At 70.4% G+C, this 19,569-nt stretch carries 22 protein-coding genes and 3 tRNA genes; 14 read left to right on the top strand and 11 right to left on the bottom strand.

Features of this window, described 5'->3' with window-relative positions:
- Positions 1 to 112: 112 nt before the first annotated feature.
- The gene (locus ACNYC2_RS24785) at positions 113 to 607 is read left to right on the top strand and encodes a YajQ family cyclic di-GMP-binding protein (protein WP_357506976.1); all 495 of its coding nucleotides are present in this window, start codon (positions 113 to 115) and stop codon (positions 605 to 607) included.
- Between the two features lie 171 nt (positions 608 to 778).
- Here ACNYC2_RS24785 and ACNYC2_RS24780 read toward each other — a convergent pair whose 3' ends face one another.
- Positions 779 to 1,735 carry a MerR family transcriptional regulator gene (locus ACNYC2_RS24780; protein ID WP_419704304.1) on the bottom strand — a complete coding sequence of 319 codons (957 nt, stop codon included), beginning with the start codon at positions 1,733 to 1,735 and terminating at the stop codon, positions 779 to 781.
- A gap of 43 nt (positions 1,736 to 1,778) precedes the next feature.
- Entirely contained in the window at positions 1,779 to 2,180 is a 402-nt protein-coding gene (locus ACNYC2_RS24775; protein WP_419704303.1) for a winged helix-turn-helix transcriptional regulator, read from the bottom strand.
- A gap of 27 nt (positions 2,181 to 2,207) precedes the next feature.
- Between ACNYC2_RS24775 and ACNYC2_RS24770 the strand changes: the two genes are divergently transcribed.
- Complete coding sequence (locus tag ACNYC2_RS24770; protein WP_419704302.1) at positions 2,208 to 2,801, top strand: hypothetical protein; 594 nt, start codon at positions 2,208 to 2,210, stop codon at positions 2,799 to 2,801.
- A 22-nt stretch (positions 2,802 to 2,823) separates the two neighbouring features.
- Here the strand turns inward: ACNYC2_RS24770 and ACNYC2_RS24765 are convergent, their stop codons facing one another.
- Together ACNYC2_RS24765 and ACNYC2_RS24760 are read right to left on the bottom strand one after the other, a co-directional pair.
- Positions 2,824 to 3,255: a nuclear transport factor 2 family protein gene (locus ACNYC2_RS24765; RefSeq protein WP_419704301.1), complete on the bottom strand. Its 432-nt coding sequence runs from the start codon at positions 3,253 to 3,255 to the stop codon at positions 2,824 to 2,826.
- Positions 3,256 to 3,363: 108 nt separating this feature from the next.
- Positions 3,364 to 4,881, bottom strand: a complete 1,518-nt coding sequence (locus tag ACNYC2_RS24760; protein WP_419704300.1) for an MFS transporter — start codon at positions 4,879 to 4,881, stop codon at positions 3,364 to 3,366.
- 98 nt (positions 4,882 to 4,979) lie between these two features.
- Between ACNYC2_RS24760 and ACNYC2_RS24755 the strand changes: the two genes are divergently transcribed.
- Genes ACNYC2_RS24755 through ACNYC2_RS24745 form a run of 3 tightly spaced genes read left to right on the top strand, consistent with a single transcriptional unit; the run spans position 4,980 to position 7,325 of the window.
- Positions 4,980 to 5,615, top strand: a complete 636-nt coding sequence (locus tag ACNYC2_RS24755; protein WP_419704299.1) for a TetR/AcrR family transcriptional regulator — start codon at positions 4,980 to 4,982, stop codon at positions 5,613 to 5,615.
- A 4-nt stretch (positions 5,616 to 5,619) separates the two neighbouring features.
- Entirely contained in the window at positions 5,620 to 6,363 is a 744-nt protein-coding gene (locus ACNYC2_RS24750; RefSeq protein ID WP_419704298.1) for a sulfite exporter TauE/SafE family protein, read from the top strand.
- Between the two features lie 59 nt (positions 6,364 to 6,422).
- On the top strand, positions 6,423 to 7,325 hold the full coding sequence (locus ACNYC2_RS24745; protein WP_419704297.1) for an HAD family hydrolase: 903 nt from the start codon (positions 6,423 to 6,425) through the stop codon (positions 7,323 to 7,325).
- Positions 7,326 to 7,332: 7 nt separating this feature from the next.
- Here ACNYC2_RS24745 and ACNYC2_RS24740 read toward each other — a convergent pair whose 3' ends face one another.
- The 3 genes from ACNYC2_RS24740 to ACNYC2_RS24730 are packed head-to-tail and all read right to left on the bottom strand — an operon-like array spanning position 7,333 to position 8,670.
- The gene (locus ACNYC2_RS24740) at positions 7,333 to 7,707 is read right to left on the bottom strand and encodes an ArsR/SmtB family transcription factor (RefSeq protein WP_419704296.1); all 375 of its coding nucleotides are present in this window, start codon (positions 7,705 to 7,707) and stop codon (positions 7,333 to 7,335) included.
- Positions 7,704 to 8,165 (bottom strand): SRPBCC domain-containing protein, encoded by a 462-nt coding sequence (locus ACNYC2_RS24735; protein WP_419704295.1) that lies wholly within the window; start codon positions 8,163 to 8,165, stop codon positions 7,704 to 7,706. The genes ACNYC2_RS24740 and ACNYC2_RS24735 overlap by 4 nt, the downstream gene beginning before the upstream one ends.
- A gap of 46 nt (positions 8,166 to 8,211) precedes the next feature.
- Complete coding sequence (locus ACNYC2_RS24730) at positions 8,212 to 8,670, bottom strand: SRPBCC family protein (protein ID WP_419704294.1); 459 nt, start codon at positions 8,668 to 8,670, stop codon at positions 8,212 to 8,214.
- Positions 8,671 to 8,881: 211 nt separating this feature from the next.
- Here ACNYC2_RS24730 and ACNYC2_RS24725 point away from each other — a divergent pair, with 211 nt between their 5' ends.
- Positions 8,882 to 10,378, top strand: a complete 1,497-nt coding sequence (locus tag ACNYC2_RS24725; protein WP_419704293.1) for a glycoside hydrolase family 43 protein — start codon at positions 8,882 to 8,884, stop codon at positions 10,376 to 10,378.
- A 62-nt stretch (positions 10,379 to 10,440) separates the two neighbouring features.
- On the opposite strand, the gene ACNYC2_RS24720 is transcribed toward ACNYC2_RS24725, so the two are convergent.
- Positions 10,441 to 11,304, bottom strand: a complete 864-nt coding sequence (locus ACNYC2_RS24720) for a carbohydrate kinase family protein (RefSeq protein ID WP_419704292.1) — start codon at positions 11,302 to 11,304, stop codon at positions 10,441 to 10,443.
- A 55-nt stretch (positions 11,305 to 11,359) separates the two neighbouring features.
- A complete protein-coding gene (locus ACNYC2_RS24715; RefSeq protein ID WP_419704291.1) occupies positions 11,360 to 12,301 on the bottom strand; it encodes a sigma-70 family RNA polymerase sigma factor in 942 nt (313 codons plus the stop codon).
- Positions 12,302 to 12,397: 96 nt separating this feature from the next.
- Here ACNYC2_RS24715 and ACNYC2_RS24710 point away from each other — a divergent pair, with 96 nt between their 5' ends.
- Positions 12,398 to 12,919 carry a carboxymuconolactone decarboxylase family protein gene (locus ACNYC2_RS24710; protein ID WP_419704290.1) on the top strand — a complete coding sequence of 174 codons (522 nt, stop codon included), beginning with the start codon at positions 12,398 to 12,400 and terminating at the stop codon, positions 12,917 to 12,919.
- Positions 12,920 to 13,022: 103 nt separating this feature from the next.
- On the opposite strand, the gene rarD is transcribed toward ACNYC2_RS24710, so the two are convergent.
- Positions 13,023 to 13,925, bottom strand: coding sequence for an EamA family transporter RarD (gene rarD, locus ACNYC2_RS24705; RefSeq protein ID WP_419704289.1), 903 nt, complete (start codon positions 13,923 to 13,925; stop codon positions 13,023 to 13,025).
- A gap of 126 nt (positions 13,926 to 14,051) precedes the next feature.
- On the opposite strand from rarD, the gene ACNYC2_RS24700 reads away from it, so the two are divergent.
- From ACNYC2_RS24700 to ACNYC2_RS24670, 7 genes are all read left to right on the top strand, one after another.
- Positions 14,052 to 14,133: transfer RNA gene (locus ACNYC2_RS24700), tRNA-Tyr, on the top strand.
- A gap of 200 nt (positions 14,134 to 14,333) precedes the next feature.
- Positions 14,334 to 14,406: transfer RNA gene (locus ACNYC2_RS24695), tRNA-Thr, on the top strand.
- 87 nt (positions 14,407 to 14,493) lie between these two features.
- A tRNA-Met gene (locus tag ACNYC2_RS24690) sits at positions 14,494 to 14,570 on the top strand.
- Between the two features lie 84 nt (positions 14,571 to 14,654).
- On the top strand, positions 14,655 to 14,825 hold the full coding sequence (gene rpmG, locus ACNYC2_RS24685; RefSeq protein WP_013837798.1) for a 50S ribosomal protein L33: 171 nt from the start codon (positions 14,655 to 14,657) through the stop codon (positions 14,823 to 14,825).
- 23 nt (positions 14,826 to 14,848) lie between these two features.
- A complete protein-coding gene (locus ACNYC2_RS24680) occupies positions 14,849 to 15,334 on the top strand; it encodes an FAS1-like dehydratase domain-containing protein (protein ID WP_419704288.1) in 486 nt (161 codons plus the stop codon).
- Positions 15,331 to 15,753 (top strand): MaoC family dehydratase, encoded by a 423-nt coding sequence (locus tag ACNYC2_RS24675; RefSeq protein ID WP_419704287.1) that lies wholly within the window; start codon positions 15,331 to 15,333, stop codon positions 15,751 to 15,753. The genes ACNYC2_RS24680 and ACNYC2_RS24675 overlap by 4 nt, the downstream gene beginning before the upstream one ends.
- Before the next feature lie 107 nt (positions 15,754 to 15,860).
- Positions 15,861 to 18,113, top strand: a complete 2,253-nt coding sequence (locus ACNYC2_RS24670) for an N-acetylmuramoyl-L-alanine amidase (protein WP_419704286.1) — start codon at positions 15,861 to 15,863, stop codon at positions 18,111 to 18,113.
- A gap of 123 nt (positions 18,114 to 18,236) precedes the next feature.
- Here the strand turns inward: ACNYC2_RS24670 and ACNYC2_RS24665 are convergent, their stop codons facing one another.
- On the bottom strand, positions 18,237 to 19,520 hold the full coding sequence (locus ACNYC2_RS24665) for a C39 family peptidase (protein ID WP_419704285.1): 1,284 nt from the start codon (positions 19,518 to 19,520) through the stop codon (positions 18,237 to 18,239).
- Between the last annotated feature and the right edge of the window lie 49 nt (positions 19,521 to 19,569).

The raw sequence follows: 19,569 nt of genomic DNA, 5'->3' as shown, positions 1-19,569 counted from the left end.
CCGTCCGCTGCCACGGAATGCGTTCGTCGCGCTCCCTGGCTGCGGATACGGTGGTGCCGAATCCAACTGGGCCGTGCAGGGGCGCCCGGGTATGACATAGAAGGAGCACCACATGGCCGACTCGTCGTTCGACATCGTCAGCAAGGTCGACCGCCAGGAGGTCGACAACGCGCTGAACCAGGCGGGCAAAGAGATCTCGCAGCGGTACGACTTCAAGAACGTCGGCGCCTCGATCGCCTGGAGCGGCGAGAACATCGTGATCGTCGCCAACTCGTCGGAGCGTGTGCTCGCGGCCCTGGACGTCTTCGAGATCAAGCTGATCAAGCGCGGCATCTCGCTCAAGGCGCTCGACGTCGGTGAGCGGGAGCCCCGGCCGTCGGGCAAGGAGTACCGCCTCGAGGCCACCCTCAAGGAGGGGCTGGCGGGGGAGTCCGCAAAGAAGGTCACCAAGATCATCCGCGAAGAGGGCCCCAAGGGCGTGAAGACGCAGATCACGGGTGATGAGGTGCGCGTGACCAGCAAGTCGCGCGACGACCTGCAGGAGGTCATGGCACTGCTGAAGGGCTCGGACCTGGACTTCGCGCTGCAGTTCACGAACTACCGCTGACGACTCACCGCCGGTCGAGCCTCGCCCGCGGGTCGAGCTCATCCGTTGGTCGAGCTTGTCGAGACCAGCCCTGACCGACAAGCGGACGACTGCCGTTGCTGACGGGCGGTTGCCGGGGAACACCGGTGACCGCCCGTTCGGTCTGCCCCGAGGTGCCACGACAACCTCGGCTTAGGGAACCTCGACAGAAGCCTCAGCGAGTTCCCCGGCCAGCTGGATGCAGCGCAGGCGGGCCGGGGAGAAGTCGTAGGGCATCTTTCCGGTAGCCTCGAACGCGCTCATGGATCCCGGTTCCCTCCGGGGGCCGACCTCGTCCTCATCAGGGGCAGGTGGGTGCAAGGCGTCCCAGGCGTCGAAGAGCGCATCGTCCTCCTGCGCCAGGCCGGAATCCTCGATGACGGCCTCGAGCGCCTTCTCGAAGGCGTGCCGCTGGGCAGCGACCTGCGCCACGCGGGGGTCGTCGACGGCGACCGTGTCGTCGAGCGCCTCCTCGGCGGCGTCAACCCGGTCGGACTCCTCGCGCAGCTCCGGGTGAGTGGCCAGGGCGATGTAACGGGTGGCGTTGACTGCCGCGCCGAGCGGGCCGAAGATCCGCTCGATGACCAGCATGTTGTCCAGGTCCGCCTGGCGCAGTGAACCCTCGGGCAGGCTCTTGAGGCGGCTGGTGACGAAATCGGAGAGCAGGCCCATCCTGCTGCCCTCGGTGCGCATGCGTTGGACGGCGGTCCGCTGCCGCCGCAGCTCCGCTTCCTGGGCGACGAGCGTTTCCTCCAGCCGTTCCAGGATGCCCGCGATCCCGTGGTCGCCGTCGGTACCGGCAGAAGCGTCCGCGACAGAGGATGCTCCAGCAGAAGCAGTGTCGGCGAAGGCGTCGCGGATGTCGTCCAGCGCGATCCCGGCGTCGGCCATCCTGCGGATCCACAGCAGCCGGATCATGTCCTCGTAGCCGTAGCGGCGACGGTCGTCACCGCCCCGCTCGGGCTCGGGCAGCAGGCCGATCTCGTGGTAGTGCCGGATAGCCCGCGGTGTGGTGCCGACGAAGGCCGCCGCGTCACCGATCTTGACCTGACGCGGCGGGATGAAGGTCGAGTACATGGGCAAGGAGCCTTCCTCGGTGGGGCGGGACATGAGTCCACGGGACCACATGCCGTTACGGAAGATGCAACTCCGCCTACGCGATCGAGCCGGCGCAGCCCAGCGCCGGGTCCAGCGCCGTCTCGCCCTCGGTGCGGCGCAGGTGAGCCTCGCCCCAGACCCGCACCCCCTCGACGACGGGCAGGACGGAGGCCCCGTACGGGGTGAGCCGGTAGATGACGGGCGCGGGGACCGGTCCGGTCACCACACGTTCGACGAGCCCGTCGGCCTCGAGCTCCCGCAGCTGTTCGGCGAGCACCTTCGGTGTGATCGGCGCACCTCTGCGGCGCAGGCCGGCGAAGTGGGTCTCCCCGTGGGCGAGCCAGTAGAGCAGGGTCAGCTTCCACTTCCCGCCGATGGCGGCGAAAGCCGCCGCCATCGGGCAGCCGGGCAGCGGATTGGGCCGGGAGGGGTTACCCGCAGGTGCCTTCTTGTTCACGGCAGTGCTCCGCTCGATAGTCGGACCATGACCATTCCATATCCGATTCCGTACCGCCGGATCCTGACCGCGGGCCTCTCCGCCCTCCTGCTTCTCGCGACGGCGGCATCCGGCACCGCAGCACCGTCCCCCGAGTCATCGACGATCGCCGACGGCCAACGGGATTTCAACTGGGAGATCGGCACCTGGCGCACCACCGTGCAGGTCCTCGCCGACCCGCTCTCGGAGTCCCCGGACCAGTGGCTCGAGTTCGCCGGCACCAGTACGGTGCGGCCGCTCGCGGACCGGCGGGCCAACGTCGTCGAGCTCGACGTGTCGGGGCCGAACGGCCGCATCGAAGGACTCAATCTGCGACTGTACGAGCCGCAGGCGCAGCGGTGGAGCCTGACCTTCGTCAATCTCCGTGACGGCCTGCTCACCCCGGCGGTGTACGGCGGGTTCCACGACGGCGTCGGCGAGTTCTACGGCGATGACCAGCTCGACGGCCGCCCCATCAAGGTGCGGTTCCTCATCGTCCGCCCGAGCCGGGACGTGGCGAGGTTCGAGCAGGCGTTCTCGGCCGACGGCGGGACGACGTGGGAGACGAACTGGATCGCCGTCGACCGCCGGGTCCGCAGCTGACGGGAGACCGCGCGAGGAGGTGTCAGACGGCGGAGCCCAGCGCCGTGATCAGCTTCTCCGTCATCCCCATGGCCTGCGCGGCCTGGACAGGGTTCGAGTAGTCGCGGGAGTGCACGATCTGGCCGTCGTGCGTCGTGATGACCATGATGTAGTCGAGCGTGAACTCTCGTTCTTCCTCAGCTGTGACGCCGTGCAGCCGGTACTCCAGGACGGCGGTGTTCACCGCGGCGGTCTCGTGGATACGAACGTCGCTCACCCCCGTGTAGCGCGGCCTCCCCGGGCGGGTGAATCCGGCGCGCAGCTCGTCTCGCGTGACATCACGTATGACCGGGAAGAGCGGAGCCGCGAAGGGCATCTCGATCACGGCCCGGTCCGCATAGACGTCGGCGAGCGCGTCCAGATCGCTCACGGTCGCGTCGATCAGGCGCTGCGCGGCTTCGGTGGCCTCAGACATGACAGAGCTCCTGTACGGGTCAGAACTTCGCTGTTATCGAGCATCCCTGGTGCCGGGCCCTCGCCGCGGGTTCGGGCCGCGGCGAGGGCTCAGACGACGGCGACCTGCTCAGCTCGCGGCCACCGGCTCCGGTACGCGCTCGGCCGGCGGCCGCTCGGCGGCGGCATGGGCGAGCGACAGGCCGTCGCCGCGGCGACGGAACAGCAGCGCCGACAGCACCGCGCCCACGGCGAAGAACCCGGCGCCCCACCAGTACGCGGTCGAGTAGCTGGTGATCGCCGCCTGCACGCCGACTGCCTCGGTGACGGGTGCGTGGGCCGCGAGGTAGTCGGCCGCGGCGGTGGCGGCCAGCGTGTTGAGCAGCGCCGTGCCGATCGAGCCACCCACCTGCTGGCTCGTGTTCACCATCGCCGACGCGACGCCGGCGAACTGCCGGTCCACCCCGAGCGTGGCGGTCTGCATCGACGCGGGCATGATCGTGCCCATCGCGAAGCCGATGATCATCAGCGGGGCGAGGACGTTCGGCACGTACGTGCTGGAGGCGTCCAGGAACGTGAGGTCGACCATGCCGATCGCGCCCAGCGTCATGCCGACCGGCACCATGAGCTTGGGGCCGAACCGGGGCACGAACAGGTTGGTGCCGAGCTGTGCGGCGAGCACGAGCATCCCGATCATGGGCAGGAACGACAGGCCCGTCTGGATCGGTGAGTACCCGAGCGTGAGCTGCAGGTAGTAGGTGACGAAGAGGAAGATGCCGAACATCCCCGCGCCCGCGATCAGCACCGAGAGGTACGCGGCGCCACGGTTCCGGTCGAGGACTATCGAGAGCGGCAGGAGCGGGTGGGTCGCCCGCGCCTGCCAGACGACGAACGCGGTCAGCAGCACGGCAGCGCCCGCCAGCATGCCCCAGGTCAGGGGCGCGTCCCAGCCACCGGTCTCGGCGTTCGAGAAGCCGTAGACGAGGCCGAAGAGCGCGCCCGACACGAGCAGCGTGCCCGGGACGTCCAGCCTCGGCCGCGGGCCGGTCCGCGTGACGCGCGGGATGAAGACGAACGCACCGACAAGGGCGAACGCGGCGATGAAGACGTTGATGTAGAGGTTCCAGCGCCAGTCGAGAGTCTCCGTCAGGACACCGCCGAGCAGCAGCCCGACGGCACCACCGGCCCCGGCGATCGCGCCGAAGACGCCGAAGGCGCGGGCGCGTTCCTTCGGGACGGTGAAGGTGGTCGTCAGCACGGCGAGCGCGGTGGGGGCGAGCAGCGCGCCGAACACGCCCTGCAGCGCGCGGGCGGCTACCAGCAGCTCGAACGAGCCTGCCGCACCGCCAAGGGCCGAGGCGACAGCGAAGCCGATGAGCCCGATGACGAAGGTGCGCTTGCGGCCGATGAGGTCGGAGAGGCGCCCGCCGAGCAGGAGCAGGCTCGCGAAGGCGAGGGAGTAGGCGGTGATGACCCACTGGCGCTCACCGTCCGAGAAGCCGAGGTCGGCCTGGGCCGACGGGAGCGCGATGTTCACGACTGTCGCGTCGAGCACGACCATGAGCTGTGCGAGCCCGACCACGACGAGCGTGATCCAGCGCCGCCGGTCGGTCGCGGGTGTTGTCGCGGGTGTTGAGGTATCGGACATGCCTGCCACCATATACGGTACCGAGCAGTTCCGGATATGGCTGGTTCATTAATTCACCTGACGGTAAGGTCGAGTCGGACAGAGAGGAGGCGGCTGCGATGACGCAGATCGAGGATGTCGAGGCGAAACCGCGCCTCGGGCGCAAGAGGGACCACACCCGCGATCCGGAGATCCTGGAGGTCGCGCTCGACGTTCTGGCCGAGACGGGCTACGACGGGATGACCATCGACATGGTCGCCACGCGGGCCAAGGCGGGAAAGGCGACCCTCTACCGCAGGTGGCCGTCCAAGGCCGACCTCGTGCTCGACGCCGTCGTGTGCATGAAGTCGCGTGACATCGATCTCGACGCACTGCCGGATACGGGCACGCTCCGCGGCGACCTCGTCGCGATGATCAAGACGCCGACCATCCGCGAGAGCGAGCGCAAGCTCAAGGTGATGGCCGGAATCGCGTCGATGATCGCCCGCAGTCCGGAGCTTGCCGCCGCCGCCCAGAATGCGCTCGTCGAGCCGCGCGCCTCCATCAGCCGCACCTTCTTCCGGCGTGCGATCGAGCGCGGCGAGATCTCGGCGGACGTCGACGTCGAGCAGCTGTGCATGATCTCTCCGGCGATGGTCGCCTACCGCGTGCTCATGCTGGGCAAACCTGTCGACCGCGAGTTCCTGGTATCCATGATCGACAAGATCATCCTGCCCGCCGCGGGGCTGCCCGGCGCTGGACCGGCCGCCGCCTGAGCCGGTGCTCCCTGACGGCGCAGTACTGGTCGGTGCGCTCTTCGGGCTGATCTTCGTGAGTGCCGCGCTGCAGTCGCTGTCAGGATTCGGGTTCGCGCTGCTGAGCGCCCCGCTGCTCGCCGCGACCATCGGGGGCGCGGAGGCGGTCTCGACGATCATCATCACCGGCACCGTCTGCGACGTCGCGATCCTCGCGATGCGGCGCAGCCTGCCGCGCCCGGTCGCCCGCGAGGTGTGGGCGCTGGCCGGCTGGTCGGTGCCGGGCATGCTGGCCGGCGCGTGGCTGCTCGCCTGGTTGCCGGCGTCCGGCCTCCAGATCTTCGTGGCCTGCGTGGTGATCGGCGCGGTGGTCCTGAGGCTGCGCTCGCGGGAGCGGGGCGTCGCCGTCCGGCCCGGATGGGCGGTGCCCGCCGGACTTCTCTCGGGTGCGCTGAGCACCTCGACCTCGCTCGGCGGTCCGCCGAGCGTCTACTACCTGGTCCACCGGGACCTGAAGCCGCACGCGATGCGCGACACGCTCGTCACGGTCTCGCTCGTGCGCCTCCCGCTGAGCGTCGCGTCGCTGGTGCTCGCCGGGACCTGGGAGACGTACGAGTACTGGCTTCCCCTCGTCGGAGCCGCGCTGCTCGGCCAGCTGGTGGGGTCGAGGGCGTTCCATGCCTTCGGCAGCGCGCGGTACGAGCGTGTCGTCCTCTGCCTGCTCGTCGTGTCGGCGCTCGTGTCGGTGGCAGCGCTGGCGTTCGCCTGACGGCGGCCCCGATCCCGCCCGGTCTGCCAAGGGCGTTAACCTATGGTCTCCCCCAGGAGGTGGTCAGCACGGACATCAGCTCGACAGGCCTGCCCCGCGTGGTCGCCACCGATCTCGACGGGACGCTGCTGCGCAGCGACGGCAAGGTCTCCGACCGCACCCGGCAGGTCCTCGCCGACCTGGACGCGGCCGGCGTCGAGGTGGTCTTCGTGACCGCCCGCCCGCCGCGCTGGATCACCCACCTCGCCGACGCCGTGGGCGGCCACGGCCGCGTCATCTGCATCGGCGGGGCCTGCGTGCTCGACCTCGCCTCCGGCGAGACCCTCGACACCTGTGGGTTCGACGACGACGCGGTGCGTGCCGTGGTCACCGGGATCCGGGCCGCACTGCCGCACGCGGCGCTCGCCTTCGAGCGGCCCGACGGCGTCGCGTTCGACCCGCACTACCCGAACCGCGAGCCGGCGCTCGACCCCGCGCTCTGGTCCGTTCCGGTCGAGGACACGCTCCGCGCCGTCGGCACGCCGGGGCCGGTGTCCAAGATCCTCGCGCTCGACCCCGCCTACATCCCGCCGCCCGGGATCATCCTCGACCCGCCGGAGGAGATCCGGCTCGCGCAGGAGCAGTTCTTCGCCGCGGTCCGGGGCGCCGTCGGGCCGCACGCGCAGCTCGCGTACTCGGGCGCCGTCGGCCTGGCCGAGCTCATGCCGGTCGGCGTCGACAAGGCCGCCGCGCTGGCCCGCTGGTGCGCACGGCTGGGCGTCGACGCCGCCGACGTCTGGGCGTTCGGCGACATGCCCAACGACCTGCCGATGCTCACCTGGGCGGGCCGCGGCATCGCCGTCGCGAACGCCCACCGCGACGTGCTGGCGAGCGCGGACGCCGTCGTCGGGCACCATGACGCCGACGGCGTGGCCGAAGAGCTGGCGTCCGCACTGGACGGAGCTCTCCGGCCGCGTCGGTGAGCTCGGCTCAGGGGGACGGCTCCACGCCGGTCCCCGTATCGGCCGTCGCGCCTGCCTCGCGCTGGATGCGTTCGGCGATCCGGCGGATGCGGCCGAGGCGGCCGTCCCAGGCCGTGCCGACGTCCATGAGCTGCCCGACGGCGCGGGCGAGCTGCTCCTGGTCGACCCGGTACAGCTTCTCCCGGCCGGCCGTGGTGCCGTGCACCAGGCCGGCGTGGTCGAGCACGCCAAGGTGTTTCGCCACGGCCTGCCGGGTCACGGGCAGCCGCTCGCTCAGGCTCGTCGCCGTCCCGTGGCCGTCGCTCAGCAGCAGGTCGATCAGGCGCCGACGGGTGGGGTCGCCGATCGCCGACCAGAGGTCGTCGTCCACCGCCACGCTCACGTGCTCGCGCCCGCCGTCGCGGCGTACGCGCCGAGCCTCGGCAGGAAGTGGTCCCAGCCGGTGCTGTGGTCGGCGTGCTCGGCGGCGGCCTTCGCCTCGTCCCAGCCGCGCTCGCGGAAGCCGCTCTCGGTGAACTTCAGGAGGGTGCCGCCGCCCGAGGGCACCAGCTCGAAGACGACCAGGTTCGAGTTCCCCGGGGCGGCCACCTCGCCCTCCTCGTGGGTCCAGCGGAACGAGAAGTGCGTGTACGGCACCGCGTCGGCGACCGTGAGCTGAGCCCTGTGGCCGTCCTGGGTGAGGTCCCCGAAGCCGACCCAGCCCGGCTTCCCAGGCTCGGGGCCGAACTCCGCCTCGTCGGACCACCACTCCCGCACGTGCTCGGGGTTGCTCACCACGTCGAAGACGACCTCGGGTGAGGCCTCGATGTAGATCTCTCGCTCGATCGTGCCGTACTCCATCGCCGACCAGCCTCTCGTCGTGTCCGGGTGCAAGGAGACCACGTTGTCAGTGCCAGTTGCTGATCTGCACGTCGTGCGGCGACGGCTCACCCGTGCCGGTCTCGACGAACCGCTTGAGGCTCATCAGGAAGGTGGCCCACTTGGTGCTGCAGTGGTTCATGAACTCGACCGGCTCCTTCCAGCCGGTGTGGCCGAACAGGACGATCGTGAACCCGTCCTCCTCCTTGAGGTCGAAGTGGATGTGCGTGCCGATCCACTCGTCCGGCCCGGCGGTGACCAGCCAGTCCACCGACCCCGCCGGGTCGAGCTCCGTGATCTCGAGCTCGAAGGCGCCGAGCCGCTTCCCGGCGGCGTCGTTGAAGGTCGTCGTCAGCGTGCTGCCGACCGTCCCTTCGCCCGTGGTGTCCTTCGTCCACCAGCTTGCGACACCGTCGGGCGTCGCGATCGCCTCGTAGACCTTCTCCAGCGGCGCCAGCGCGCCGACCCGGTGCAGGATGTCGACCATCTCAGTTCCTCCAGTGTCAGTAATGCAACCTTTGGTTGCATGTGACTCTAGGTCGACGAACAGAGACGCGCAACCCTTGGTTGCACGTCTCGTTCCAGGAAGAGTCGGGAAGCGCCTTCCGCACGCCCGTTGTGAGCGCTAACATCAGGCGTTCGTGCACGACGCCGGGCGCCGTCGCCCGTCTTCCGCAAGGTCCTCAAAGGAGAGAACCATGAGCAGCACCCGAAAAACCGCGCCAGCGAGTCCCGTCGTCGCGCTGCGGCGCAGCATGACCGCCACCGTCGCGATGCTCGCCGTCCTGGCCCTGCTGACCTGCACGTGGGTCGTCGCCACGGCGCAGCGCGCGGCCGCCCTCGACCCGTTCACCGGGTACCTGATGGCGCACTTCACCGGCGAGTCCACCAGCGGCGAGCAGATCTACCTCGCCCACAGCACCGACGGCCTGAACTGGTCCGACCTGAACAACGGCGCACCGGTGGTCGTGTCGACGGTCGGCACCCGCGGCGTCCGGGACCCCGCGATCGTCCGCTCACCGCAGGGCGACCGGTACTGGATCATCGCGACCGACCTGCGCATCGCGAGCGGGACGTCCTGGTCGGACGCCGCCAACCGCGGCAGCACGTCGCTCGTCGTCTGGGAGTCCACCAACCTGGTGGACTGGTCGGAGCCCCGGCTCGTCAACGTGGCGGGCGGGATCCCCGGTGCGGGCAACGCGTGGGCGCCCGAGGCGATCTACGACCCCGCCACCGGCGACTACGTCGTCTACTGGGCGACGAACGCGCCCCGCGACGGCGTCACCAAGCACCGCATCTACTACTCGCGCACGCGGGACTTCCGGACCTTCAGCACCGCGCAGCTCTACATCGACCGGCCCAGCAGCACGCAGGGCATCATCGACACCCAGATCGTGGAGTCCCCGACGAGCGTCGGCGGCTACCGGTACTACCGCGCGTCCGCCGACGGCCACATCACCATCGAGGGCAGCAACTCGATCCTCGGCACGTGGACCACCATCGGGAACCTGTCCCACATGGGCATCTCCAACGGCACCGGCGGCGGGAACGTCGTCGAGGGCCCCATGTGGATGCCATTCAACAACGGCACCTCCTGGGCGCTGTGGCTCGACCAGTACGCGACCAGCCGCGGCTACATGCCGATCCGCTCGACCAACCTCGGCAGCACGCAGAACTTCCAGACGGTGAGCTCGTACAACCTGGGCGGCACGCGGAAGCGGCACGGATCGATCCTGCAGATCACCGCGGCCGAGCGGAGCCGGGTTCTCGGCCGCTGGGCGAGCACGGCGGTCAGCCGCGTCCAGTCCTACAACTTCCAGGACCGGTACCTGCGCCACGCCAACTACGACGTGCGGATCGACCCCAACGTCTCACCCGCCCAGGACGGCCAGTGGCGGATCGTCCCGGGCCTGGCCGGCAGCGGGACCGTCTCGTTCCAGTCCGTGAACCACCCCGACCACTACCTGCGGCACTGGGACCTCGACCTCACCCTGGCCCGCTACGACGGGACGGCGACCTTCCGGTCCGACGCCAGCTTCCGGGCCGTCCCCGGGCTGGCCTCGTCCTCCTGGACGTCGTACCAGTCCTACAACTTCCCCGACCGGTACCTCAGGCACTACGGCTACGTGCTCCGGCTCGACACGATCACCGACGCGACCGGCCGCGCGGACGCAACCTTCCGTGCGGTGAGCTGACCCCCGAAGGGGCTCTTGTTGTGAGCGCGGCCCATGCGCCTACGCGAACGCGCCGGTCGCGCTCACAACACAGGTCGCTCGTCGAGGAGCGGGGAGAGATGGGCAGTGGTCAGGGCGCGAGTGGCCTGGCGTGCGCCCGCCCTGAGGCATTCCGCGGTGCCCGCGCCGCTGACGTGGGCGGCGAAGAACCCGGCGAAGAACGCGTCGCCCGCACCGTTCGTGTCGACGACGTCGACGGGCTCGGCGGGGCACTCGAACCAGCCCTCGGCGGTCCGCGCGACGGCGCCGCGTGCGCCGAGCGTGCACACGACCGTGCTCGCCCCCCGCTCCAGCAGCGACGTCATCAGGGCCCGGTGATCCTCCGTGCCGTCGTCGTTGAGGAAGACGTACGAGCACGCGTCGGCGAACGGCCGGTGGAACTCGGCCACGCCGTCGTAGTCGTGCAGGTCGGTCCAGAGCGTCGCCCCGCTCGCCACGGCGGCGGGTAGCAGGCTCAGCCCGACGGCGCTCAGGTCCAGCACCACGTGCTCAGCGGTGGACACGCGAGCCACGGCCGTCGCGTCGGGCCCGGGTGATGCCGCGGGCGTGGCGAGGTAGATCGAGAGGCGCTCGCCGGCGTCGGTCATCAGGTTCAGGTGCTGCTCCGAGGGTCCGGCCACGCGGCGGCCGAGGACCTCGGCACCCCGAGCACGTTCGAGCGCCGCGAGGATCAGGTCACCCTCCGGATCGGTCCCGACGTCGGTGGCGAGCGTGCTCGCGATCCCCAGATCCGCGAGGTGCAGGACCTTGCCCGCGCTCGTACCGCCCAGCGTCCGCACCGTGCCACGCGCGAACACGGCGTGCGGCCTGGGGTCGGGCAGCTGATCGAGCCGGACCAGCGTGTTCCACGCCGCCGGTCCGGCCACCACTGTGCGAGGAGCGTTCATGCGCACACCCTGCCATCCGCCACCGACACGGCCATCGCCGCAGCCCCGCGGGCGGTCAGCCCAGCAGCTCCACACCCAGCACGGCGATGGCGGCCGGGTCACCCACCAGGTCGACGGAGGCGATCCGCCCGTCGTGCACGACCACCGCGAACACGGCGCGCGGCGTGCCGCCCGGCGCCCACGTGAACCCGACGGACCCGCCGACGAGCGCGGGAACGGCGCCTCCCGCCCGTCCCCGGAACGACTCCGCGACCGCCGCGGCCCCGCGCACCTCACGCGCCAGCAGGGGAGCGCCCTTGTCGGCGGATGCCGCCGCCGTCTCGACGGCGGTCTGGTCGGCCCGCAGGACCACGTCCGGTGCGAGCACGGCCAGGAGGCCCGCGAGGTCACCCGTGCGGGACGCCGTGAGGAACGCCTCGACCACCTGCCGGTCGGTCCGGGTCTCGGCGGCGGTCCGGGAGCCGGACCCAGCCCCGGTGGCGTCCTGAGCCGCCGCACCGGACTGCACCCGCCGCCGTCCGCGGCTCGCGAGCTGGCGTGACGCTGTGACCGAGCGGCCCAGCACCGGCGCGATCTGCTCGTAGGGGACGGCGAACAGGTCGTGCAGCACGAACGCCAGGCGTTCGGCCGGGTCGAGGCTCTGCAGCACGATCTGCATGGCCAGCCCGACGACGTCGGCCAGCTCGGCCTCCTGCGCGGGGTCGGGGGCGTCGTCGTGGGGAAGCTCGGGCCCGGGGTCGTCGGGCAGGCCCGACGGCAGCGGTGCCTCGCGACGGGTCGACCGGGAGCGCAGCATGTCGAGGCAGATCCGGCCGGTGACGGTGGTCAGCCAGGCGGCGAGGTTGTCGATCTCGGCGTCGCCGGTGCGGTTCAGCCGCAGCCAGGCCTCCTGCAGCGCGTCGTCAGCGTCGTCGGGATTGCCGAGCATCCGGTACGCGACCGCGCGCAGGCGGGGCCGGTGCTGCTCGAAGGCGGTGGCGAGCTCGTCGGGGTTCATCCGTCACATCCTCGTTCTCGGGGTCGTCAGGAGTGTGACGGCGCGCAGGGCGCCGATGTGACCGGCCGGCACCCCGGCCATGACGAGAGGGCCACGATGACCACCGAGACCACCACGCACGACTTCGTTCCCGAGGCGTCCACGACCCCGCACCTGCGGACGCTGACCTCCCGGATGACGAGCCCGGCGCTGCTCGTGCCGGGCGCGGTGAAGCACCTGGGCGCGCTGGGGCAGCTGGTCCACGGGCAGGGCGTCCCGGCGACCACGCTCGAGCTGGTGCACCTCCGCGCCAGCCAGATCAACGGGTGCGGCTGGTGCATCGACTACGGGATGCGGCAGGCGCGCAAGGCCGGCGAGTCCGAGGACCGACTCGCCTCGGTCTCCGCGTGGCGTGAGTCGCCCTACCTGTCCGACGCCGAGTGCGCGGCGCTCGAACTGGCCGAGGCCGTGACGCGCCTCGCCGACAGCCCGGACCCGGTGCCCGACGCCGTCTGGGCGCGTGCGTCGGAGCACTACGACGAGCAGGGGCTCGCGGCGCTCGTGCTCTACGTCGGGGTGACCAACCTCTACAACCGCCTCAACGTGACGACCCGCCAGGTGGCCGGCACCGGCTACTGAGCGACCCTGTTCGTCGAGTCACCCGTTGGTCGGGCCCCGTCGGTCGGGCCCCGTTGGTCGAGCTTGTCGAGACCCCGCCGAGCCCGACCAACGGCCGGCCGGATCAGTCCAGCCCCGGCCGCGGCGTCCGCCGAGCCTGCCGGATCCCGTCCACGGTGAGCAGCGCCAGCGCCACCCACACCAGCACGAACCCGGCCCAGCGTGCGGCGGGCATGTGCTCGCCGAACACGAGCAGCCCCACCAGGAACTGGAGGGCGGGAGCCAGGTACTGCAGCATCCCGACCACGGACAGCGGGAGACGCCGCGCCGCGGCGCTGAACATGAGCAGGGGCAGGGCGGTGATCACGCCCGTCGACATGAGCAGCAGCGAGTGGCCGGCGCCGTGCCCGGTGAACGTACCGGAGCTGCCGAGCCAGAGGAGGTAGGCGAGCGCGAACGGCGTCGCGACCACCGTCTCGACGGCCAGTCCGGGCAGTGCCTGGACGGTGCGCCCGACCCGGTTCTTCGCGAGCCCGTACAGGCCGAACGACAGCGCGAGGCACAGCGAGATCCAGGGCAGTCCGCCCAGCCCGGTGGACAGCACGACCACCGACGCGGCGCCGAAGCCGATCGCGACCCACTGCGCGGGCCGCAGCCGTTCCCGGAGCACCAGCACGCCGAGCAGCACCGTGACGATCGGGTTGATGAAGTAGCCCAGGGCGGCGTCGAGCACGCGGTCGCTGAGCACGGCGTACACGTACACGCCCCAGTTGACGACGATCAGCACCGCCGCGACGGCGAACGTGCCCAGGATGCGCGGCGAACGCAGGGCGGTGCGGAAGTCACCCAGCTGGCGCAGCACGGCGAGCGCGATCAGGCAGAAGAGCAGGCTCCACACGATGCGGTGCGCCACGATCTCCAGGGCACCCGCCGGCTCCAGCAGCGGGAAGAACAGCGGCATGCCGCCCCAGGCCAGGTAGGCCCCGACGCCGAGGGGCAGACCCCAGCGATCTTGTTGTTGTGTCACGCCGTCACGATAGGTCCCGGGCGCCGGACCGGATCACGGCGAGCCCTGTGGGGCGCGTCACCAGGCCGAGGCCTCTTTTCGATTTCTCGCGGCGGCCGGTTGGGGGCTATGGTTGGACCCGTTCGCGGCGGATTACCCGAGCGGCCAAAGGGGGCTGACTGTAAATCAGCTGGCACAGCCTACGGGGGTTCGAATCCCTCATCCGCCACCGCGACGAGCAGGGCGTCATCCTCAGGGATGGCGCCCTGTTCTCGTTCCCGGCCGACTTCGGTCCCCTGCCGTGTCTCGTCCGTGAACCGCTCAAGGCGGTCCAGGGCGCGCGCCACCAGGGCTCCTGGGCGACGCGGCACAACTCACACCCGATTCGATTTCACGCCAGGCCGGAGGGCATGTAGAGTCTTCCTCGCCGCCCCGATAGCTCAGTCGGCAGAGCGTCTCCATGGTAAGGAGAAGGTCAAGGGTTCGATTCCCTTTCGGGGCTCTGTGATCGACGCGGGGTCGTCCGTTTCTCTCAGCAGTGATACTGAGGAGGGAACAACGGCGGACGGCCTCGCGTTCAGTCACGCGCGGCGGGGTAGCTCAGCTGGTCAGAGCGCACGACTCATAATCGTGAGGTCGCGGGTTCGAGCCCCGCCCTCGCTACCAAGCAAGTACATCCGTTCGGCGTCCCTATGCCGGACGACGAGAAGACACATGGCGCCTCCCTCTCGAGGCGCGGAGGTGAGAGCCATGGCAAGCAAGAGTGCGGATGTCCGCCCGAAGATCACGCTCGCATGCGTGGACTGCAAGGAGCGGAACTACATCACGAAGAAGAACCGTCGTAACGACCCCGACCGCCTGGAGCTGGCGAAGTTCTGCCCGCGCTGTGGCAAGCACACGTCGCACCGCGAGACTCGCTGAGTCTCGGTAGCAACCTCACCGACGTGGCGAACGCTGACTTCGAGGGCCGGGTCTACCCGGCCAACGCTCCCTACTCCGTAGGCCGCGAGAAGATCCGCGAGTTCGCCAGTGCCGTCGGTGCCACGCACCCCGCGCACCACGATCTCGTGGCGGCGCGGGGTTCTGGCTATCAGGACCTGGTCGCCCCGCCGACGTTCGCCGTCGTCGTCGCGCAGCGCGCGGAGTCGCAGTACATCAGCGACCCCGAGGCCGACATCGACTTCTCCCGTGTGGTGCACGCGGACGAGCGCTTCACGCACCACCGCCCGATCGTCGCAGGCGACGAGCTGACGACGGTGCTGCACGTGGACCGGGTCGTCTCCCGCGGGGCCATCAGCATGGTGACCACCCGCTGCGAGATCTACGCGATCCCGGAGAGCATCGAGGTGCCGTCCCCCGAGGCCGAAAGCCTCGGCGAGCCCGTCGCCACCGTCACGTCCACGCTGGCGATCCGAGGGGCTGACGCATGAGCCGCCCCGACATCGCCGACCTCGCAGTGGGCGACGTGATCGGCACGCGCACGGTCGCCTTCGACCGCGCGGCCCTCGTCCGCTACGCGGGTGCGAGCGGCGACCTCAACCCGATCCACTGGAACGACAAGTTCGCAGTGGACGCAGGCCTGCCCGGCGTGATCGCGCACGGCATGCTCACGATGGGCACCGTCGTCGGCCTGGTCTCGGACTGGGCGGGCGACCCGGGGGCCGTCGTCGACTACCAGACGAGGTTCACCAAGCCCGTCGAGGTGCCCAACCCGGGCAGCGCGTCGATCGACGTCACGGGCACCATCGGCGTGATCGACACCGAGGCCGGCACCGTCCGCGTGGACCTCGCCGTCACGGTCGACGGGGCAAAGGTCCTGGGCCGCACCCAGGTGCTCGTCCGCCTCTGACGCTCCGCGTCCCGGTCTCGGGTTTTTAACCCGCAGGTCTTCTCATGCGCCCCCGGATCGGGTGTGATTCTCTCGTCCCCATGTACGGCCGACGAGAGGAACTCCGCGTGACGTCACGACGGCGCACCACAGCCCTGGCCGCAGCGGCCGGGCTGCTTCTTCCACTCATACCGCTCTCGGCGGCCGATGCGGCCCCGACTGCTGCGCCCGACGGCGGCGTGGTCGCGTGCGACGCAGTCCTCGCCGCGGGCTCGCTCGACGAGGCGTTCTCGGCGGCGGCCGAGGCCACCGGGGTGCCGCGGGACCTGCTCAAGGCCGTGTCCTACATGGAGTCGCGCTGGGACCAGCACACCGGCCAGGCCAGCGCCGACGGCGGTTACGGCGTGTTCAACCTCGCGGGTGACCACGGGCCCGGTCACGCGCACGGCGACGGCCTTCCGCTGTCGGACGTCAACGACAAGAAGGGCCCGGCGCGCGAGGGCACCCCCGAGATCGTCCGTGCGGCCGGCCTCACCGGACTCAGCGAGGAGGCCTTGAAGACCGAGTCGCAGGCCAACGTGTGCGGCGGTGCAGCCCTGCTCGCGTCGTACCAGGCCCAGGCGATACGCGAGGGTGCCGTCGAGGTCGACCCGGCCGGGACGACCTCGGACAGCCTGGGGGAGTGGGAGAACGCAGTGTCCCGCATGAGTGACGTCGAGGATTTCGCTACACGGGTGTACACAATCCTCAGGGAGGGTGCGGGTGCGACCACCCCTGCCGACGGTGCGGTGATCCTCACGGGTAACCGGGACGTCGTCGTGCCGCGGGCGTCCAGCGCGAGCGACCCGGAGACCGACTGTCCCGAGGAGCTCGGCTGCGAGTGGCTGCCCGCGCCCTACGAGAAGGCATCCCCGGACCTGCCGGACAACACCGGGGACTACGGCAACCACGACCAGGCCGACCGCACGGGCGCGGGCGGCCTGTCGCTCGACTACATCCTGGTCCACGACACCGAGACCGCCTACCAGCCCTCGGTCAACCTGGTGCAGGACCCGACCTACCTGGCGTGGAACTACACGCTGCGCTCCTCGGACGGGCACGTCGCGAACCACCTCGACCCGGCCGACGTCGGCTGGCACGCGGGCAACTGGTTCCTGAACATGCACTCGATAGGCCTGGAGCACGAGGGCTGGGCGGGCACGGGTTCCTGGTACACGGAGGCGATGTACCAGGCGTCGGCGGACCTGGTCCGGCACCTGGCGGCGGAGCACGACATCCCGCTCGACCGGGCGCACGTCATCGGGCACGACCAGGTGCCGGGCACCCTGCCCGGGTCCACCAAGAGCGTGCACTGGGACCCGGGCCCCTACTGGGACTGGGACCACTACTTCGAGCTGCTCGGTGCCCCGATCGGCGGCGACCTGGAGACGACGACGAACGTCGCGCCCGGCGACGTCGTCGAGGTGCGGACCGGGTACGCCGACAACCCGAACACGGTGACGGGCTGCGAAGAGGCGTCGCCGGGCTCGGGCGCGTGCGTAGCGGGCGCCGGGACGAACTTCCGGTACCTGCACCAGTCGCCGTCGGCCGACGCACCGCTCGCGAAGGACCCGGGCTGGATGCCGGACGGGTCGGACGGGACCACGTACGCGAGCGACGTGAGCGCGCGCGTGCAGTCGGGGCACAAGCTCGTCGTCGACCAGGTGGAGGGCGACTGGCTGGGTGTGTGGTGGGCAGGTTCGCTGGCCTGGCTGCACAACCCGGCAGAGCGCCCGGTGGTGGTGCCGGCGACGGCGAAGACGGTCACGGTGGCGGGCGACGCCGCGGCGCCGGTCTACGGCAGGGCCTACCCGGAGGCGGCGGCCTACGCGAAGTACCCGGGCGTCCCGGTGCAGCCGGTCACCCCGATCGAGTACACGGTCGGGGTGGGCCAGACCTACGCGGTGGCCGACGCCCACGTCGCGTCCGACTACTACCGAGCCACCACGTTCGACGGCACGGGTCCGGGCGACCGCACGGTGGTGCGCGGCGACGACGTCTACTACCAGCTCTGGCTGGCGCACCGGTACGTCTTCGTCAACGCGGCCGACGTCGAGATCCACGATCCCGTGGTGGCGGACGTGACGGGGCCGAGCATCGAGGGCCGGGCCAAGCCGGGGAAGGTCCTGCGCGCGGACGCCGGCACGTACCTCCCGGGCGAGGCGGACGTGGAGTACCGATGGCTGCGCGACGGCGAGCCGGTGCGCTGGGCGAAGGGTGACCGGTACCTGGTGACGGCCCTCGACCAGGGCGCCGAGCTCACCGTCCAGGTAACAGTCTCCGCGAAGGGCCACACGTCGGCGACATACACCTCGCCCCCGAAGCAGATCCCGCCGAGATAGAACCAGGGCGAGATAGAACTGTGGCGAGATAGAACTGCAGCGAAGTAGAACCAGGGCTTGGCGCTCGGGTTCTACTTCGCTGCAGTTCTATCTCGCCCTGGTTCTACTTCGCGGGGCCTGGGGTCACCAGTTCTGCGTGACGCCCGGCATGTTGGCCGGCAGCCTCACGTGCTTCGGGTGGTAGACGTACGTGACGCCGTCGGTCGACGTCTGCCACACACGCTCGAAGTTCTCGCGCGTGTAGACCTGTCGCACCTCTTCGTTGCTGGCCTTGTTCGGGTCGTTGATGATCGGGTCACCGTCCGCGGTGAACCCGACCAGCACGACGAGGTGCCCCGGGGTGCTGTAACCGGCCTCGGGCATCTCCGCCTCGTCGAAGTTGATCGAGAAGGTGAGCGGGATACCCGCCTCGATGAACCTCTCGGCCTCCGCGAGGGAGCGCAGCCGGGTCACGAACGACTTCAGCCCGAACGTGCTGGCGTAGGCGGCGTTGAACGGCCAGTTACCGGCACCCTCGTACGCGTAGTCCCAGGTGTTGATCGCGGCGTAGTCGACCTGCGGGTCACCATTCGGGGCCACGATGTCCGCCAGCTCCTCGGCCGGCACCTCGCGTCCGTAGGAGTAGATGACCATCGTGGACGACGTCGGCGAGCACCACACCTGGCCGCCGCCCCCGAACTCGGGGTACTCGCCGCGGTGGATGTTCTGGCTGTACTGCGGCACGTCGAGCGACACCTCGCGCCCGAGCGTGAAGTCGCTGGTACCCGTGTAGTGCTCGTCGGGCAGGTTCTCGCTGGTCATGGTGCTCACCGACGCCAGGCGCGGCGACGTCCGGGCGCCCTCGGGCCGGTAGAGCCGGGCCCGGGTCTGGAACGCGTCCGGCTCGAACCCGGCCCGTGAGACGAACGTGTCGGTGAACAGGGCCGCGTCGGTGTCGCCCTGGCCGTTCAAGGAGGTGCGGTGGATGTCGCCGACGCGCCCGTCAGCGGGCGCGAACTCGTCGCCCGACGCCCAGCGGCCCATCACGAACCACTTGGTCCAGGTCCCGTCAGCCTTGCGGCCGCGGAACTCCACCTCGACCCAGGTGCCCGTGGGGGTGTCCGCGTTCCAGGAGGGAACGGCCTGCTTGATCGGGTACCCGACCTCGACGACCGGCGAGGTCCACGTGCCGGTCTCGTACGTGACGGGCGTGCCGTCGCCGAACGGGTCGGTGTAGTCCACGAGGTCGCCGCCGCGGGCCAGGAAGAGCCCACCGTGCACGTCGAACCGGAGCTCGTCGCGCTCGCCCCGGAGCAGCTCCCGGCGTCCGTCCCAGGAGGTCAGGGTGATCTGGTTGTCCGACGCCGTAGGGCTCACCTCAGCTCCCGCCGCCGACATCGCACCCGCCACGATCCCAGTCTGGACCACGAGCGCCCCCGTAGCCGCCAACGCGAACGCCCTCGTTCGCAGGTTGTTC

The organism is Promicromonospora sp. NFX87, assembly GCF_048564965.1.
GTDB lineage: Bacteria > Actinomycetota > Actinomycetes > Actinomycetales > Cellulomonadaceae > Promicromonospora.
Note: the sequence above shows the minus strand (reverse complement) of the source record. Positions and strands in the feature narration are given on the sequence as shown.